Source organism: Halobacterium litoreum (assembly GCF_021233415.1).
In the GTDB taxonomy this organism is placed as follows: Archaea; Halobacteriota; Halobacteria; order Halobacteriales; family Halobacteriaceae; genus Halobacterium; species Halobacterium litoreum.
In genome coordinates this window covers 2,552,203-2,567,214 of sequence record NZ_CP089466.1, presented here as the reverse complement: position 1 = coordinate 2,567,214, position 15,012 = coordinate 2,552,203, and the positions used below count along the sequence as shown (strand labels likewise).

General features: G+C 68.5%; 16 protein-coding genes. 7 read left to right on the top strand and 9 right to left on the bottom strand.

Annotation, left to right across the window (positions count from 1 at the left end):
* The first annotated feature begins 92 nt into the window (after positions 1 to 92).
* A complete protein-coding gene (locus LT972_RS14025) occupies positions 93 to 269 on the top strand; it encodes a hypothetical protein (RefSeq protein ID WP_232571005.1) in 177 nt (58 codons plus the stop codon).
* Here the strand turns inward: LT972_RS14025 and LT972_RS14020 are convergent, their stop codons facing one another.
* The 5 genes from LT972_RS14020 to uvrB form a co-directional block, all read right to left on the bottom strand.
* Entirely contained in the window at positions 270 to 704 is a 435-nt protein-coding gene (locus LT972_RS14020; RefSeq protein ID WP_232571004.1) for a universal stress protein, read from the bottom strand.
* Between the two features lies 1 nt (position 705).
* Entirely contained in the window at positions 706 to 1,797 is a 1,092-nt protein-coding gene (locus tag LT972_RS14015) for a TSUP family transporter (protein ID WP_232571003.1), read from the bottom strand.
* A 183-nt stretch (positions 1,798 to 1,980) separates the two neighbouring features.
* Positions 1,981 to 2,832, bottom strand: a complete 852-nt coding sequence (locus tag LT972_RS14010; protein ID WP_232571002.1) for an ABC transporter permease — start codon at positions 2,830 to 2,832, stop codon at positions 1,981 to 1,983.
* Complete coding sequence (locus tag LT972_RS14005; RefSeq protein ID WP_232571001.1) at positions 2,829 to 3,794, bottom strand: ABC transporter ATP-binding protein; 966 nt, start codon at positions 3,792 to 3,794, stop codon at positions 2,829 to 2,831. The genes LT972_RS14010 and LT972_RS14005 overlap by 4 nt, the downstream gene beginning before the upstream one ends.
* A 117-nt stretch (positions 3,795 to 3,911) precedes the next feature.
* On the bottom strand, positions 3,912 to 5,978 hold the full coding sequence (uvrB, locus tag LT972_RS14000) for an excinuclease ABC subunit UvrB (protein ID WP_232571000.1): 2,067 nt from the start codon (positions 5,976 to 5,978) through the stop codon (positions 3,912 to 3,914).
* A gap of 136 nt (positions 5,979 to 6,114) precedes the next feature.
* Here uvrB and LT972_RS13995 point away from each other — a divergent pair, with 136 nt between their 5' ends.
* Complete coding sequence (locus tag LT972_RS13995) at positions 6,115 to 6,528, top strand: hypothetical protein (protein ID WP_232570999.1); 414 nt, start codon at positions 6,115 to 6,117, stop codon at positions 6,526 to 6,528.
* 47 nt (positions 6,529 to 6,575) lie between these two features.
* Here LT972_RS13995 and LT972_RS13990 read toward each other — a convergent pair whose 3' ends face one another.
* Positions 6,576 to 6,737 carry a hypothetical protein gene (locus LT972_RS13990; RefSeq protein WP_232570998.1) on the bottom strand — a complete coding sequence of 54 codons (162 nt, stop codon included), beginning with the start codon at positions 6,735 to 6,737 and terminating at the stop codon, positions 6,576 to 6,578.
* A 77-nt stretch (positions 6,738 to 6,814) separates the two neighbouring features.
* On the opposite strand from LT972_RS13990, the gene LT972_RS13985 reads away from it, so the two are divergent.
* Positions 6,815 to 7,084 (top strand): DUF7553 family protein, encoded by a 270-nt coding sequence (locus LT972_RS13985; protein WP_232570997.1) that lies wholly within the window; start codon positions 6,815 to 6,817, stop codon positions 7,082 to 7,084.
* A 207-nt stretch (positions 7,085 to 7,291) separates the two neighbouring features.
* On the opposite strand, the gene LT972_RS13980 is transcribed toward LT972_RS13985, so the two are convergent.
* A complete protein-coding gene (locus LT972_RS13980; protein WP_232570996.1) occupies positions 7,292 to 7,921 on the bottom strand; it encodes a rubrerythrin family protein in 630 nt (209 codons plus the stop codon).
* 63 nt (positions 7,922 to 7,984) lie between these two features.
* Positions 7,985 to 8,845, bottom strand: coding sequence for a sulfurtransferase (locus LT972_RS13975; protein ID WP_232570995.1), 861 nt, complete (start codon positions 8,843 to 8,845; stop codon positions 7,985 to 7,987).
* 209 nt (positions 8,846 to 9,054) lie between these two features.
* Here LT972_RS13975 and LT972_RS13970 point away from each other — a divergent pair, with 209 nt between their 5' ends.
* Positions 9,055 to 9,825 (top strand): sulfurtransferase, encoded by a 771-nt coding sequence (locus LT972_RS13970; protein WP_232570994.1) that lies wholly within the window; start codon positions 9,055 to 9,057, stop codon positions 9,823 to 9,825.
* On the opposite strand, the gene LT972_RS13965 is transcribed toward LT972_RS13970, so the two are convergent.
* Entirely contained in the window at positions 9,826 to 10,899 is a 1,074-nt protein-coding gene (locus LT972_RS13965) for an AI-2E family transporter (RefSeq protein ID WP_232570993.1), read from the bottom strand.
* Positions 10,900 to 10,994: 95 nt separating this feature from the next.
* Here LT972_RS13965 and LT972_RS13960 point away from each other — a divergent pair, with 95 nt between their 5' ends.
* From LT972_RS13960 to LT972_RS13950, 3 genes are read left to right on the top strand one after another with little or no spacing between them, the layout of a single operon-like run.
* Entirely contained in the window at positions 10,995 to 12,128 is a 1,134-nt protein-coding gene (locus LT972_RS13960) for a thiamine ABC transporter substrate-binding protein (RefSeq protein WP_232570992.1), read from the top strand.
* Positions 12,089 to 13,981 (top strand): ABC transporter permease, encoded by a 1,893-nt coding sequence (locus LT972_RS13955; RefSeq protein WP_232570991.1) that lies wholly within the window; start codon positions 12,089 to 12,091, stop codon positions 13,979 to 13,981. The genes LT972_RS13960 and LT972_RS13955 overlap by 40 nt, the downstream gene beginning before the upstream one ends.
* On the top strand, positions 13,978 to 15,006 hold the full coding sequence (locus LT972_RS13950) for an ABC transporter ATP-binding protein (RefSeq protein ID WP_232570990.1): 1,029 nt from the start codon (positions 13,978 to 13,980) through the stop codon (positions 15,004 to 15,006). The genes LT972_RS13955 and LT972_RS13950 overlap by 4 nt, the downstream gene beginning before the upstream one ends.
* The last annotated feature ends 6 nt before the right edge of the window (positions 15,007 to 15,012 follow it).

The following is a 15,012-nucleotide window of genomic DNA, read 5'->3' as shown; positions in this document are numbered from 1 at the left end:
CCCAGTTGTGGAAGTACAACCTAGTTTGTTTTCTACGTCCCCCACCAACGTCCATGATACTTATTATCTAGGGGGTACTATGCCCAGACGTAATGAGTTACGACGATGCCCCCCGTGGGCGTATCGACGAGCAGAGCCGCCACGCCGACGAGAGTCTCGGCTGGCGTCTCGCTCGCGCGCCACGCGGCGTCGTCGCGAGACTCCGGCGACACGTCCGCGAGTGGCCGACGCGATACGTCGACCAGCAGGCGAAACTGTACGAAAAGTAGTCAGTCGTCGAGTCCGACCGTCATCACCGGCACCGGCGAGGTGCGCACCACCTTCTCCGCGACGCTCCCGACGAGGTAGTGGTCGATACCGGTGCGTCCGTGCGTCCCCATCACGACGACGTCGGCGCCCGAATCCTCGGCGTACTCGACGATGGCCTCGTGGGGGATGCCCTCGGTGACGACGCGCTCGACGGCGACGCCGTCGGGGAGCGCGCTCGCCGTCTCGTCGACGGCCGCCTCCGCGCGTTCGCGCTCGCTCTCCTCCCACGCTTCCGCGGCGATGCCCGCGCTCGGCGACTCGAAGCGGTTGCGCTCGTCGGCCACCGCGAGGACGTGAACGGTCGCGTCGTACGCGTCGGCGAGGCTGGCGGCGTGCTCGGCGGCCGCCGCCGTCCCCTCGCTCCCGTCGGTCGGCAGGAGGACGTGGTCGTACATCTCAGAACCCCCCCACCGCCATCAGGAACAGCGCCGTGGCGATGACGGCGAACAGCCCGCCGACGCCTTTCTTGATTGTCTCGGTGTCCAACGCGGCGGAGACGTACGGCGCAATCTGGCCGCCCGTCACCGTCGCCGGCACCGTCCACACGACCATGTTCCACGGCGTCGTCGACAGGTCCATCGAGTGCCCGCCGACGAGGCCGCCGCCGAAGACGTGAACGAGCGACGCGATGATGGCCGTCGACGCGACGACGATGTGGTTCGTGCCGATGGCGACCCGCACCGGAATCTTCGAGGACAGCATCGAGATGATGCCGAGTTCGCCGATGCCGAAGCCGGCGAGCCCCTGGAAGGTGCCGCCGACGCTGTAGTTCCCGAACCGCTTCAGGTAGCCCGAGCGGTCGTACTCGTAGGTCTCGCCGTCGCGGTCGACCCGCGTCACGGTGCCGTCGTCGTCCGTGCGGACGCCCGCTGGCCCGAGCTTGTCGGCGTCGTCCGGGAGGTGGCCGCCGTCAGCCGCGGCCGCGGCGCTCTCCTCGCTGCTCTCCGCCGAGTCGCCGTGCCCGAGGTCGGCCTTGAACAGGAGGTACGAGGCCGCGAGCAACGCGAGCCCGAGGAGCGCGTGGAACACCGGCTCCGGGATGACGAAGGACAGGAGCGCGCCGCCCACGACGAACGGGAGGCCGCCGAGGACGAGCGACAGCGCGAGGCGGCGGTCCACGAGCCCGTACTGGACGAACGCGATGGAGGAACTGGACAGCCCGAAGGACTCGCTGATGAGCCCGATTTTCACGAGCGTCTCGGCCTCCAGCGGCTGAGCGAACAGCGGGAAGATGAAGATGAGGAACGGCACGAACAGCGCCGACCCGCTGATGCCGACGGTGTTCACGATGGTCGCGCCCGTGAGGAACGCCGGGAACAGCCACCAGTAGTTCGTCCAGTAGCCGGGTGCGGGGTCGCTGGGCGCGAGCGGCCCGAAGTAGACGAAGCCGACGAACAGGACGGGCGCGAGGAAGACGAAGACGTGCTGGTACTTGAGGAACGCTTTCGTCAGGCGCGCGGACGACGACGGCGACTCGGAGTCCGACACGTCAATGCACCCCCCGTGTCGGCGGCTGAATCGGGTGTCCGGGGTGTGAGCGTCCGCTGGCGAACGGTGATAGCATGATGGCCCGGGCTAACCGGCGCGTGACTGAAAAAGGTTGGCGTCTACGAGAGAAATTCCGCGGCGAACGGGCGTCAGACGACGGTTTGTGAGAGATTCGCAGACTCGCTACCCGAGTTCCGAGCGCCGGAACGAGACGTAGCCCGCGAACAGCGACACGGCGCCCCACGCGAACATCACGAGCGCGTTGAACCAGAACTGCCGGTAAATCTCGTTGGGTGGGTCGACGAAGTTCGAGTTTAGGCTCCCGTAGGGCGTCGGTAGGACGCCCTGATAGACGATTTCAGTCGCGTACAGGTAGGACGTGGCCGGGGACAGCGACTGAATCAGGCGGCCGGTGTTCTCGGAGATGGTGACGCCGAACAGGTCGGTGGCGGTGCTGAGGATGTTCGTCAGCGACACGAACGGCAGGAACCCGAACCAGAACGGCACGAGCACGAAGTACGCGCCGAACACGCCAAGCATCGCCCGCGAGCGCTTGCTCGTCATCGCGGAGACGCCGACGAAGATGCCGACGAAGGAGAACGCGAACAAAAGCGAGACGAGCGCGAACTTCACGAACCTGACCGGGTCCGGCGCGTTCACGAACGTGACCAGCGAGAACAGGAACGCGACGCCGATGGAGAGCGCGACGGCCACGAGCGTGACGCCGAGCCGCGACACCAGTTTCCCGAAGACGTACTCGCCCCGCGAGTTCGGGAGCCCCATCGCGTACTTGATGGCGCCGCCGTCGCGGTCGCCCGCGATGGAGAGGTACGTGAGCGGCGCGAGGATGATGGGGAAGGTGAGGAACAGGAAGAAGGACACGTCGAACAGCGTCCGGTACGGGTGGTCGTACTGGTTCATCTCGGCGGCGAAGATGAGCACGACGATGGCGGTGAGCACGCCGATGACGCCGAGGACGGCGTACGACCGGCGGGCGTTCTTGAAGTCGTCGCGCGCGACGGTGTAGAGGCTCACGCCGCGTCACCTCCGGTGGCCGGCGCGGCTTCCGGCGTCGCCGCCGACTCCGCCTCGGGCACGTCGCCGTTCGTGTACTTCTCGAACAGCGCTTCGAGGGACGCATCCTCGACGGTGATGTCGGTCACGTCGGTGGCGTCGTCGAGCGCGCGGAGCGCGGGCATCTTCGCCTCCGGCTGGGTGCAGGAGATTTCGAGGGTGTTGCCGTAGACGGCCACGTCGCGGACGCCGTTGACGGCCGCGACGGTGTCCGTGTCGGGGACGGCGGACACTTCGGCCTCGACGGTGGACTCGGCCTGCATCTGGTCGCGGAGCGCGTCGATGGTGTCGACGGCGACCATCTGGCCCTGATTCATGATGCCGACGCGGTCACACACCTGCTCGACCTGCCCGAGGATGTGACTGGAGAAGAACACCGTGGCGCCGCGCTCGGCCTCCTCGTCGACGATCTGTCGGAGGAGTTTGGCGCCCTTCGGGTCGAGCCCGGAGGAGGGTTCGTCGAGGATGAGGAGGTCGGGACTCCCGACGAGGGCGATGCCGAGCGCGAGGCGCTGGGTCATCCCCTTCGAGTAGCCGCCGGCCTGCCGGCGGGCGGCCTCGGGTTCGAGGCCGACGCGGTCGATGATGGCGTCCGGGTCGTCGTCGGCGTTCTTCGTCTCGATGGCGGAGACGACGTGCTCGCGTCCGGTGAGGTTCTCGTACAGTTCGAATCCCTCGGGGAGCAGGCCGGTACGCTGGCGGACGTTCCGGGACTGTCCCGCGGCGTCGTGGCCGAGGACCGTGGCGGTGCCGTCGCTCGGCTGGAGGAAACCGAGCAGCATGTTGATGGTGGTGGACTTCCCGGCGCCGTTGGGCCCGAGGAAGCCGAACACCTCGCCTTCCTCCACCGTCAAATCCAGGGCGTCGACGGCCACGAAGTCGCCGAACCGCTTCGTGAGACCGTCCGTTTCGATAGCGGGCATGCCGCGAAGTGGTGGCTCCCGTATTATGAACCTAGGGACCGTTCTCACCGACGTTCTACCACGGTAGAGAGTCTCACAGACGGGTCTGTGGTTCTCGCCGGGAGCCGGAACGGGCGGCTACCAGTCCTCGGCCTCCGGCGCGACGCCGCCGGGGTCCTCGGCGGTGTCGCCGTCGAGGTCGTACTCCTCGCGCAGTTCCCGGATGCGGTCGCGGATGTCCGCCGCGAGTTCGAACTCGAGGTTGTTCGCGGCCTCCTGCATCCGGTCTTCGAGTTCCTCGACGAGCAGGGCGGCCTCGCCCTCGTCCTCGGGGCCGTCGCCAGCCACGGAGGAGGTGTCCGTCTCCGCGCCGGGGAGGTTCGTCTCGCTGACCGCCTTGTCGATGGTCGTCGGCGTCGTGTCGTGTTCCTCGTTGAACTCCTGTTGGATGCGGCGGCGGCGCTTCGTCTCCTCGATGGCGTCCTCCATCGCGTCGGTGGTCTCGTCGGCGTACAACACGACCTCGCCGTTGACGTTCCGAGCAGCCCGGCCCATCGTCTGGATGAGACTCGTTCTGCTCCGCAGGAACCCCTGCTGGTCGGCGTCCAGAATCGCGACGAGCGACACCTCGGGGATGTCGAGTCCCTCACGCAGGAGGTTGATGCCGACGAGCACGTCGAACTCGCCGAGGCGCAGGCCGCGCACGAGTTCGTGGCGTTCGAGCGTGTCCGTCTCGTCGTGCATGTACTCGACCGCGACCCCGGCCTCTTCGAGGTACTCCGTGAGGTCCTCGGCCATGCGCTTCGTGAGCGTCGTGACGAGCGTGCGCTCGCCGCGCTCGGTTCGGTCCTCGATGCGCTCCATCAGGTCCTCGACCTGGCCGGTGGCGTCGGTCACGGAAATCTCGGGGTCGACGAGGTGGGTGGGGCGGACGATTTGCTCGACGACCTGCTCGGAGGCGTCGCGCTCGTAGTCGCTCGGCGTCGCGGAGACGTACAGCGTGCGGTCGGTCTTCTCCTCGAACTCCTCGAAGGTCAGCGGGCGGTTGTCGTAGGCCGTCGGCAGGCGGAAGCCGTTCTCCACGAGCGAATCCTTCCGTGACTTGTCGCCCTCGTACTGGCCCTTGATTTGGGGGACGGTTCGGTGGGACTCGTCGATGACCGTGAGGAAGTCGTCGGGGAAGTAGTCCAGCAGCGTGTAGGGCGCGTCGCCGGGTTCGCGGTCCGAGAGGTAGACCGAGTAGTTCTCGATGCCCGAGCAGTAGCCCGCCTCCTCCATCATCTCCAAGTCGAACGTTGTGCGCTCCTCGATGCGCTGGGCGGCGACCATGTCGCCGTTGCGCTCGAAGTGCCGCACCCGCCGGTGCATGTCCTCGCGAATCTCCTCGATGGCGGCCTGCATCTCGTCCTCGGGCACGGAGTAGTGTTCCGCCGGGTGGAAGAGGACGGCCGGCTCCTCGCTCTCGACGGTGCCCTCCATCGGGTCCAGTTTCGCCATCCGGTCGACCTCGTCGCCCCAGAACTCCACGCGAACTGGGTACCGGCCGTACATCGGGAACACCTCGACGGTGTCACCCCGGACGCGGAACGTCCCCTGCGTGAAGTCCACGTCGTTGCGCTCGTAGTTCAGGTCCACCAGCCGGGAGAGCAGTTCCTCGCGCTCGATGGTCTGCCCGCGTTCGAGGCGCAGGCTCATCTCCTCGTAGTTCGACGGGTCGCCCAGCCCGTAGATGGCCGACACCGACGCGACGACGATAACGTCGTCTCGCGTCAACAGCGAGCGCGTCGCGGAGTGCCGCAAGCGGTCGATTTCGTCGTTGATGGACGCGTCCTTGTCGATGTACGTATCGGTCTGTTCGACGTACGCCTCGGGCTGGTAGTAGTCGTAGTAGGAGACGAAGTACTCCACGGCGTTGTCCGGGAACAAATTCCGGAACTCCTCGTAGAGTTGGGCGGCGAGGGTCTTGTTGTGCGCGACGACGAGCGTCGGCTGCTGGAGTTCCTCGACGGCCCACGACACAGTATTCGTCTTCCCGGACCCCGTGACGCCGAGCAGGGTCTGTTTCCGTGCGCCGTCCTCGAACCCCGCGACCAGTTGTTCGATGGCATCGGGCTGGTCGCCCGCCGGGTCGAAGGGCGCGTCCACGCGGAACGGCACGTCGGCCTCCGGTCTGTCCGGCTGGAGGGGGCCGCTGGCGTCGCTCATTGTCTCGTCCTAGGCGCGCGCCCACTTCAGGGGCGCGCCTCCGGCGACCACCACTGCGCCGCACCGAAATAATATGAGAAAGTCGTCATTTTGGATGTGTTTTTAAGTCACCGTGCCCGCCTCGTGCAGTCACTCGATGTCGTCTAACGACTACACTACCGGAGAGTTGACAGCAGTCGGCGGCGCGACGCTCGCGGCGATTAGCGCGTTCCTCCCGTGGATTACGGTGTCGTTCGGAGGGGTCAGCGGCTCCCAGAAGGGGATGGACGTGGCGGCGACCCTGGACGGCCGAATCGTCTTGCTGCTCGCAATTCTCGCCGTCGGGGTCGTCGTCCTCCGCGAGTGGGAGCGCGCGGACGCCGGCGCGGTCGCCGCGTTCGGCCTGGTGACGACCGGCATCGGCGCCATGTACCTCCTCGACCCGGCGGCCGCCGCGAACGCGTCGGGTTCGTTCGGCGCATCGCTCATCCAATCGGGCTACGGCCTCTACGCCGCAGTCGTCGGCGGGCTCGTGATGCTCGGCGGCGGCGCAATCGGCCTCGCTGACTGAGGTCTAGCGGGCGCTTCCCGCGGGCGAGGACAGCCGTCAGCGGCGCGTCAGTCGTGGACTTCGAACGGGAGGTTCGACGGGTCCTCGGCGACCACCCACCAGTGGACGTCCCGCTTCGGGTGTCGTCTCTCCACGTGGTCGCGGAGTTTGCCGCCCTCCTCGAAGTCCTTCCCGCAGAGGTTACAGCGGTGGTGTCGTTTCGGGGCCATACTAGGTAGTTGTCAACGATTCTCATAAAGTTGAGCGCACACCCAGTTCTAAGCGTCCGCGCCACGAACTCCGCTACATGACCCGAGACCACCTCACGACCGCCGCCGAACTCCTCGACGACGCCAGCGAACGCGCGGACGGCGACCTCGGGGAGCGCCTCCGCGGGCAGGCCGACGCGCTGTTCGCGCTCGCGGATCGCGACCGCGGCCCCGACCACGGTCGCCTCGACCGCCACATGCACGCGCTCCGCGACATCGAAAGCGAGGCGGACGACGACCTCGCCGAGACCGTGGAACGCGCGCTCGCGGAACTCACGGAGTACCGGTCGGGCGTCGAAGGCGTCTAAACCCACTTTTTGCGCTGCATCGGGGTGCGCTTTGCGCACCCGATTCGGCAAAAACTTGGGGAAAAGCGGCGTCGGCCCACCTCCGTCAGCGCGGTGCGCTGACGTGCTCTCGTTCGCTTCGCTCACGAGAACTCCGGTGGGCCTCGCCGCCAGCGCGCGAAGCGCGCTGTGAACCGCGAGCGCTCCGCGCTCGCGGATGCTCGTCGTTCAGCAGACCGGCTTCGGGTTGACGCCCATCGCCTCCAACTGCTCGGTGTACTCGTCGTAGGCGGCCTGAATCGCGCCGTCGGCGGCGTCTTTCGCTTCGTCCCAGTCGTCGTCAGAATTGCAGACCGAGTCGAGGAGGGAGAGCGCGCGCTCGCGCTGGTCGTCGAGGTCGCCCTTCAACTCGCGGAACAGTTGGGCGGTCTGGGGGTCGGCCTGCCCGACGAAGAAGCCCGTGAGTTGTTCCTTGGACTTCTCGGTGGCGAGCAGGCGCCCGAGCAGGCCGCCGGCGCGCGCGGGCGTCGAGTCGAGGCCCCGGAGGTACGACTGCATCGCGCCGAGGTCGTCGCCGGCGTCGTAGTCGCCGAGTTTCCCGACGACCGTCTCGTAGTGGTCGTCTTCCTCGCTGGCGGTGGTCTCGAAGGCGTCGCGGGCGCCCTCGTCGCCCTCGGTGTCGGCCCACTGGTCGAACGTGCGCGCGGCGGCGTACTCGGCGTCGGCGGCGGCGCGCAGGACCGCATCGGCCTCCATCTCGCCGCCGGTCGCGGCGTAGAGGCTCTTCGAGGAGCCGAGGCGGGAGAGCGCGGTCTCGTTGTCAGCGCGGACGGATTCGAGGAGTTCGGTGGCGTTCATGGCGTGGTGTAGGCCGGCCGGCGGCTTGTATGCTGGCGTCGGAAATCGGGATTGTGAGCGTCGTTACTCGCCGCTACCCGTTTCGACCGGTGCGCCGACGAGGTTCCCCCACTCCGTCCACGAGCCGTCGTAGTTGACGGTGTTCTCGTAGCCGAGGAGTTCGTGGAGCGCGAACCACGCGATGCTGGAGCGCTCGCCGATGCGGCAGTACGCGACGGTGGTCTCGTCGCCATCGATGTCCTCCGCGCCGTAGAGCTCGGCGAGTTCGTCGGCGGACTTGAACGTGCCGTCGTCGTTGACCGTCGCGGCCCACGAGATGTTCTTCGCGCCGGGGATGTGGCCGCCGCGCTGAGCGGTCTCCTGGAGGCCCGGGGGCGCGAGAATCTCGCCGGTGAACTCCTCGGGGGAGCGCACGTCGACGAGCGGCAGGCCCTTCTCGACGGCGTGTTCGACGTCGTCGCGGTACGCGCGGATGCCCTCGAAGGGGCCGCGGGCCTCGTACTCGCGCTCGGTGAAGTCGGGGGCTTCGTCGGTGGTCGGGTAGTCGTTGTCGAGCCAGTAGTCCCGGCCGCCGTCGAGGAGTTTCACGTTCTCGTGGCCGTAGTACTTGAACTGCCAGTACGTGTACGCGGCGAACCAGTTGGAGTTGTCGCCGTAGAGGACGACGGTGGAGTCCTCGGTGATGCCGTGGCTCCCGAGGAGGTCCTCGAAGTCGTCCTTCGAGAGGATGTCCCGCGTGGTCTGGTCCTGCAGTTGGGTCTCCCAGTTGAAGCCGATGGCGCCGGGCGCGTGCGCCTCGTCGTAGGCCTCGGTGTCCACGTCGACTTCCACGAGTCGGTAGTCGGGGTCGTCGCTCTGGAACTGGTCGAGGTGGTCTTCGACCCAGTCCGCGGTGACGAGCACGTCGTTGGCGTATTCTGCCATGGACGTATCTACGACGTCACACCTCATAACTCTCGGACTCCCCGGCAGGTACCCCCGGCCGTTCGACGTGGCGGCGAGTCTCGCCGCGTTTCGGGAGGCGGGAAGCGGGCGTAGCGGGCTCCCCAGACGAAACCGGCAGGAAATGCCGCCATCCCGGAGTCGCGGCGACGGGGCGGGTGCTAAGTCGCCGGCGCGCGTACGCCGAGTCGATGACCGACGAATGGGTGGTGTCCGCGGACTGGCTCGACGCGAACCGGGACGGCGTTCGCGTCGTGGACGTGCGGGACGCGTGGGAGTACGACGGCATCGGCCACCTGCCGGGCGCGGTGAGCGTGCCCTTCGACACGTTCCGGAGCGAGGACGGGCCGGTGGGGACGATGCCGCCCCGCGAGGACTGGGAAGGCCTGCTCTCCGAGGCGGGCGTCGAACCCGGCGACACGGTCGTCGCGTACGACGACACGCACGGCGTGTTCGCGGCGCGCTTCCTCGTCACGGCGCTGTTCTACGGCCACGAGAACGTGCGTCTCCTCGACGGCGACTACAGCGCGTGGCTCCGCGAGCACGAGACGACCACCGACGCGACCGACGTGGCGCCGACAGAGTACGAAGCGGGCGACCCCGTGGAGGGCGTGTTCGTGGACGCCGACGACGTGCTCGCGGCGCTCGACGACCCCGACACCGTGCTCGTGGACACCCGCGACCCCGAGGAGTTCGAGGCCGGCCACCTGCCGGGCGCGGTGAACCTCGACTGGAAGGAACTCGTGGACGACGAGACGCGCGCCCTGAAATCCCGCGGGGAACTGGAAGAAATTCTCGCGGGACACGGCGTCACGGCCGAGAAGCGCGTCGTGCTCTACTGCAACACGGCCCGGCGCATCAGCCACACGTTCGTCGCCCTCCGGCACCTCGGCTACCCGGACGTGCAGTTCTACGAGGGGAGCCTGACCGAGTGGGAGGCCGCCGGCCACCCAGTCGAGTAGTCAGGCGTCGTCCGCGTCGCCGGGGCCGCCCGAGGTGTCGGGATTCGCGGGACCGTCCGTGGGTTCCGGTTCGAGCGTCCCGTTCTCGCCGTTCGCGCGGCGCTCGTCGGCGAGCAGGTTCGCGGCTTCGACAGTGAGCGCGACGACCAGCGGCCCGGCGATGATGCCGACCGGACCCACCGTCAGCAGGCCGCCTGTGAAGCCGATGAAGTAGAGGCTCCCGGGGAGGTTCGCCGTCTCGCGGGAGAGGCGGGGGCGCACGAGCACGTCGGGGAGCCACGCGACGAGGATGCCCGCGACGACGACGATGGTGACTGCGCCGGTGGTGTCGCCGGCGCCGATGCGGTAGACGGCGAGCGCGCCGACTACCAGCGACGGCCCGACGATGGGGACGAACTGGAGGACGCCCGCGACGACGGCGAGCGTGACGGGGAACGGCGTGCCCAGCGCGTAGAACACGGGCAAGGCGATGGCGGCGGTGGCGAGAGCGGTGACGGCCTGCAGGACGTAGATGGCGTACAGCGTGGCGGTGGCGCGCTGGCCGAGCGCGTGCGCGACGTCGTGGTAGGCTCGCGGGATGGTGTTGAGGAACGCGCGCTCGGCGTCCTCGTGGCCGAGCAGGAGGCCGAAGACGAGTACGCCGAACAGCGTGAGTTTGAGCGCGAGGACGGGGAGCGCGCTGGCGGCGTCGACGGCGAGCGTCGCGGCGTACTCGGCGACGGTGTCCAACAGCGCGCCCACCTCGACGACGTACGTGTAGTCGAGAACGGCCACCTCGAAGGACTCGGGGAGGTCGCGGAGCGCGTCGAGGAGTTGGGTGACGCGCCCGCTGGCGACGTAGAGCGCGACACCGAGCGGGACGACGACGGCGAGCACGGCGAGCGCGGTGGTGGCGGCGCTAGCGAGCCACCGGGAGAGTCCGAGGCGTTCGACGCGGTGGAGGAGGGGGATGAGGAAGTACGCGACCGTCCCGGCGAAGAAGACGGTGGCGAAGACGGCGCCGAGGAGCACGCTGGACGCGAGCAGGAGCGCGGCGAGCACGCCGGCGAGAACCGTGGTCCGCGAGGGGTTCACTGCCCGGAATACCGCGGGCCACCGACAAAAGCGCTCGGGACGCTCGGAACCGCCGAGCGACGCGTTTTTCTACCACAGGCCAAAACAACCGAGTGATGAAACGCCGCGAGTACCTCACGTCCGTCGGCGTCGGCGCCGTCGGCCTCGCCACCGCCGGCTGCCTCCAGGTCGAGAACTCCGGAGGCGGCGACACCACGACGAGCGAGACGACGTCCGGCGACGGCACCACGACCGCGACGACCGGCGGCACCACCAGCCAGTCCAGTGGCCCGCTGCGAGTCGCGACCTACGATTCCTTTTTCGGCGACGAGGGGACCGCGGGCGACTGGCTGAAGACCGCGTGGGAGGCCGAACACGACACCGAGGTGCGGTTCACCGCGCCGAGCAACGGCGTCAACGAGTTCATCCAGCGGAAGAAACAGGGCGTCGACATCGACGCCGACCTGTTCGTCGGCCTGAACACCGGCGAACTCGTGCGCGTCGACGAGAACCTCCCGAACGCCACGCTGTTCGACGACCTCGCGGGCGACGTGGCCAACGCCGGCGACATCAAGGACAGCCTGCGAATCGACCCGCAGAACCGCGCGCTCCCCTACGACACGGGCTACATCTCGCTCGTCTACGACGGCACGAAAGTCGAGAACCCCGGGACGTTCGAGGCGCTGGCCTCGGACGCCTACCGGGGCGACTTGCTCGCGCAGAACGCCCAGACGAGCGACCCCGGCCGGGCGTTCCTGCTGTGGACGATTCACGAGTTCGGCGAGGACGGCTATCTCGACTACTGGGACACGCTCGTGGACAACGACGTGCGCGTCCTCGACGACTGGCAGCCGGCCTACGACGCGTTCCTCGCGGGCGAACGCCCCATCGTCGTCTCGTACTCCACGGACCAGGTGTACTACAACGGCGAGGACGAGATTCCCCGCCACCAGGTCGGCTTCCTGAACGACGAGGGCTACGCGAACCCCGAGGCGTTCGCGCGGTTCGCTGACACCGACAAGCCCGATATCGCCGCACAGTTCGCCGAGTTCATGCTGACCGACGAGGCCCAGCGAAACATCGCGGTGAACAACGTCCAGTTCCCGGCGACGACGACCGCCACGCTCCCCGAGGAGTACGCGAAGTACGCGTACGAGCCGCCGGAGCCCGTGACCTTCACGTACGACGAACTCGCAGGGAACGTCGGCGAATGGACCGAAGCGTGGGCACAACAGATAGCGAGCAACTGACGCGGCTGGCGGAGCGCGCGGCGCTCCCGCTGGCCGGCGTCGGCACGCTCGCCGTCCTCCTCGTGGTGTTCTACTACCCCGTGTGGACGGTGTTCGAGAACGCTCTCGGGAGCGTCGCCCGCCCCTTCCAGCCGGTCCGCGAGGTGCTCGAATCAGAGTTCTACATGGGCGCCGCCCACGGCCTGTTCGCGCACCCAGCACGGGTGCCCGGCGACGTGTTGGCGTGGCTGACGAGCGTGCGCGTCGGCTTCGGGTGGAACTGGACGGGCGTCGTGCTCGGCGACCCGCTGACGTGGCCGCGCGCGCTCCCCGACGCGTGGGTCGTCTACCCCGAGGTCCGGAAGGGCCTGTTCGGCTTCACCGCGTGGCAGGCCGCGCTCTCCACGGTCGCGAGCGTCGCGCTCGGCCTGCCGGGCGCGTACGTCCTCGCGCGCTTCGAGTTCCCGGGCCGCCGCACGCTGAAGTCCCTGACAATCCTCCCGTTCGTCCTCCCCTCCATCATGGTCGTGGTCGGGTTCGTCGCGACGTTCGGCCAGTTCGGCACCGTCAACGACCTGCTCGCGTGGCTCGGCTTCGGCCGAGTCCAGATGCTGTACACGCTCGAAATCGTGGTGCTCGCACACGCCTTCTACAACGCCCCGCTCGTCACGCGGATGGTCGGGACGGCGTGGGAGAACGTCGACGCGAGCGCCGTCGAGACGGCGCGCTCGCTCGGCGCGAACCCCCTCCGGGCGTTCCGCGACGTCGTCGCACCCCAACTCGTCCCCGCGCTCGCGGCGAGCGCGCTGCTGACGTTCATCTTCACGTTCATGACGTTCCCCATCGTGCTCGCGCTCGGCGGCCTCCAGTTGGCGACCGTCGAGGTGTGGCTGTACGCCCGCGTCCAGCAACTCGACTACCAGACCGCGGCCGCGCTCGCGACGCTCGAAACCGTGTTCTCGCTCGCGTTGATGTACGTCTACCTGCGCTACGAGGGGCGGCGCGCGGCGGGCGGCACGAACAACCCGCTCTCGCGTCACCGGCTGTTCGACGCCGACACCGCCCGCGAGTGGCTCGTCCGGGGTGGCGTCGCCGTCTACGGCGTCGTCGTCGCCGTCGTCTTCCTCGCGCCGCTCGCGTCGATGGTGCTCGCGAGTTTCGGCGGCGCCGTCGACCCGACACTCCGCTGGTGGGAGTTCATCCTCGAACGCCAGTCCGGAGGCCGCACGCAGCCGGCGACAGCGGTCTGGAACTCCCTGAAGTTCGGCGTCGGCGCGCTCGCCGTCGCGCTCCCGATGGGCGTCGTCGTCGCCGCATTCTCCGCGCGCGGCGGGCGCGGCCGGAAGGTCGTCGACGCCGTCTTGATGGCGCCAATCGCCGTCTCCGGCATCGTCGTCGGGTTCGGGATGCTCCAGTCGCTCGTCTTCGGCGTCGAACTCGGCGGCCTGCGAATCAGCATCGTCGGTCCCGTCGTGGTGGTGTTCGCGCACGCCGTCGCGGGCTACCCGTTCGTCGTGCGGAACGTCGCGCCGATGCTCTCCTCGGTCGACCGCCGGCTCGTGGAATCGGCACGCTCGCTCGGCGCGAGCCGGGGGCGCGCGCTCTGGGACGTGGAACTCCCGCTCGTGTGGCCGGGCGTACTCGCGGGCGCGGCGTTCGCGTTCGCCATCAGCATCGGCGAGTTCGACGCCACCGTCCTGCTCGCCGAGGGCGGGAGCACGTACACGATGCCGGTCGCGCTGGAGCGCTACCTCGTGGACCGCACTGCCGGGCCGAGCGTCGGGCCGGCGGCCGCGATGGGCACCGTCCTGCTCGCGGTGACAGCCGCCAGTTTCGTGGTCATCGACTACGTCGGAGGTGAGTATCGCCCATGACGAGGCTCACGCTGGACGGCGTCACCCGCGAGTTCGGTCCGACGACCGCCGTCGACGACGTGTCCCTCTCCGTCGCCGACGGCGAGTTCTTCACGCTCGTCGGTCCCTCGGGCTGTGGGAAGACGACGACGCTCCGCCTCGTCGCGGGCTTCGAATCACCGGACGCCGGCGACGTTCGCTTCGGCGACGACTCGATGACCGGCGTGCCGCCCGAGCGCCGCGACGTGGGCATCGTGTTCCAGAGTTACGCGCTGTTCCCGCACATGAGCGTCGCGGAGAACGTCGCGTACGGCCTGCGGTTCCGCGACCCGCCCGAGGGCAAATCCAAGGACGAGCGCGTCGCGGAACTGCTCGACCTCGTGGACATGCCCGAGATGGGCGACCGCGCTCCGGACCAACTCTCGGGCGGCCAACAGCAACGCGTCGCGCTCGCTCGCGCGCTCGCTCCCGGTCCGAGCGTGCTCCTGTTGGACGAGCCGATGAGCGCACTCGACGCCCGCCTCCGGGAGCGCTTGCGCGTGCAGGTCAAGGCGATTCAGTCGGAACTCGACATCACGACCGTCTACGTCACGCACGACCAGGAGGAGGCGCTGTCAGTCTCGGACCGCGTCGCGGTGATGAACGGCGGCCGCGTCGAGCAGGTCGGAACGCCCGAGGACGTGTACCGAGCCCCCGAGTCGCGGTTCGTCGCGGAGTTCGTCGGCGACAACAACGTCCTCGACGGCGTCGCGTCTCCACACGAAACAGAGGGGTCTTCGGTGGCGGTGGACGCGGGCACCTTCGAGGCCGCCGAATCGGCGTCCGGCGACGTGACAGTCTGCGTCCGTCCGGAAGCGCTGTCCTTCGGTTCCGGGGAGAACGAGATTGCCGTGAGCGTGGAGCGCGCGGAGTTCCTCGGCGACACCTACAAGGTACACTGCGACTGGAACGGGACGTCACTCCTCGCCAAGGCCGCCGACGCGCCCGACAGCGGGTCGGCGACGCTGTCGTTTCCCCGGGAAGCGGCGACGATAATCCGGCAGTAGGGCGGC

Excerpts from the sequence above, each read along its gene's own strand:
- LT972_RS14025 (WP_232571005.1), top strand. The coding sequence starts at position 93 with ATGAGTTACGACGATGCCCCCCGTGGGCGTATCGACGAGCAGAGCCGC.
- LT972_RS14020 (WP_232571004.1), bottom strand. The coding sequence starts at position 704 with ATGTACGACCACGTCCTCCTGCCGACCGACGGGAGCGAGGGGACGGCG.
- LT972_RS14005 (WP_232571001.1), bottom strand. The coding sequence starts at position 3,794 with ATGCCCGCTATCGAAACGGACGGTCTCACGAAGCGGTTCGGCGACTTC.
- uvrB (WP_232571000.1), bottom strand. The coding sequence starts at position 5,978 with ATGAGCGACGCCAGCGGCCCCCTCCAGCCGGACAGACCGGAGGCCGAC.
- LT972_RS13995 (WP_232570999.1), top strand. The coding sequence starts at position 6,115 with ATGTCGTCTAACGACTACACTACCGGAGAGTTGACAGCAGTCGGCGGC.
- LT972_RS13990 (WP_232570998.1), bottom strand. The coding sequence starts at position 6,737 with ATGGCCCCGAAACGACACCACCGCTGTAACCTCTGCGGGAAGGACTTC.
- LT972_RS13985 (WP_232570997.1), top strand. The coding sequence starts at position 6,815 with ATGACCCGAGACCACCTCACGACCGCCGCCGAACTCCTCGACGACGCC.
- LT972_RS13980 (WP_232570996.1), bottom strand. The coding sequence starts at position 7,921 with ATGAACGCCACCGAACTCCTCGAATCCGTCCGCGCTGACAACGAGACC.
- LT972_RS13975 (WP_232570995.1), bottom strand. The coding sequence starts at position 8,845 with ATGGCAGAATACGCCAACGACGTGCTCGTCACCGCGGACTGGGTCGAA.
- LT972_RS13970 (WP_232570994.1), top strand. The coding sequence starts at position 9,055 with ATGACCGACGAATGGGTGGTGTCCGCGGACTGGCTCGACGCGAACCGG.
- LT972_RS13960 (WP_232570992.1), top strand. The coding sequence starts at position 10,995 with ATGAAACGCCGCGAGTACCTCACGTCCGTCGGCGTCGGCGCCGTCGGC.
- LT972_RS13955 (WP_232570991.1), top strand. The coding sequence starts at position 12,089 with ATGGACCGAAGCGTGGGCACAACAGATAGCGAGCAACTGACGCGGCTG.
- LT972_RS13950 (WP_232570990.1), top strand. The coding sequence starts at position 13,978 with ATGACGAGGCTCACGCTGGACGGCGTCACCCGCGAGTTCGGTCCGACG.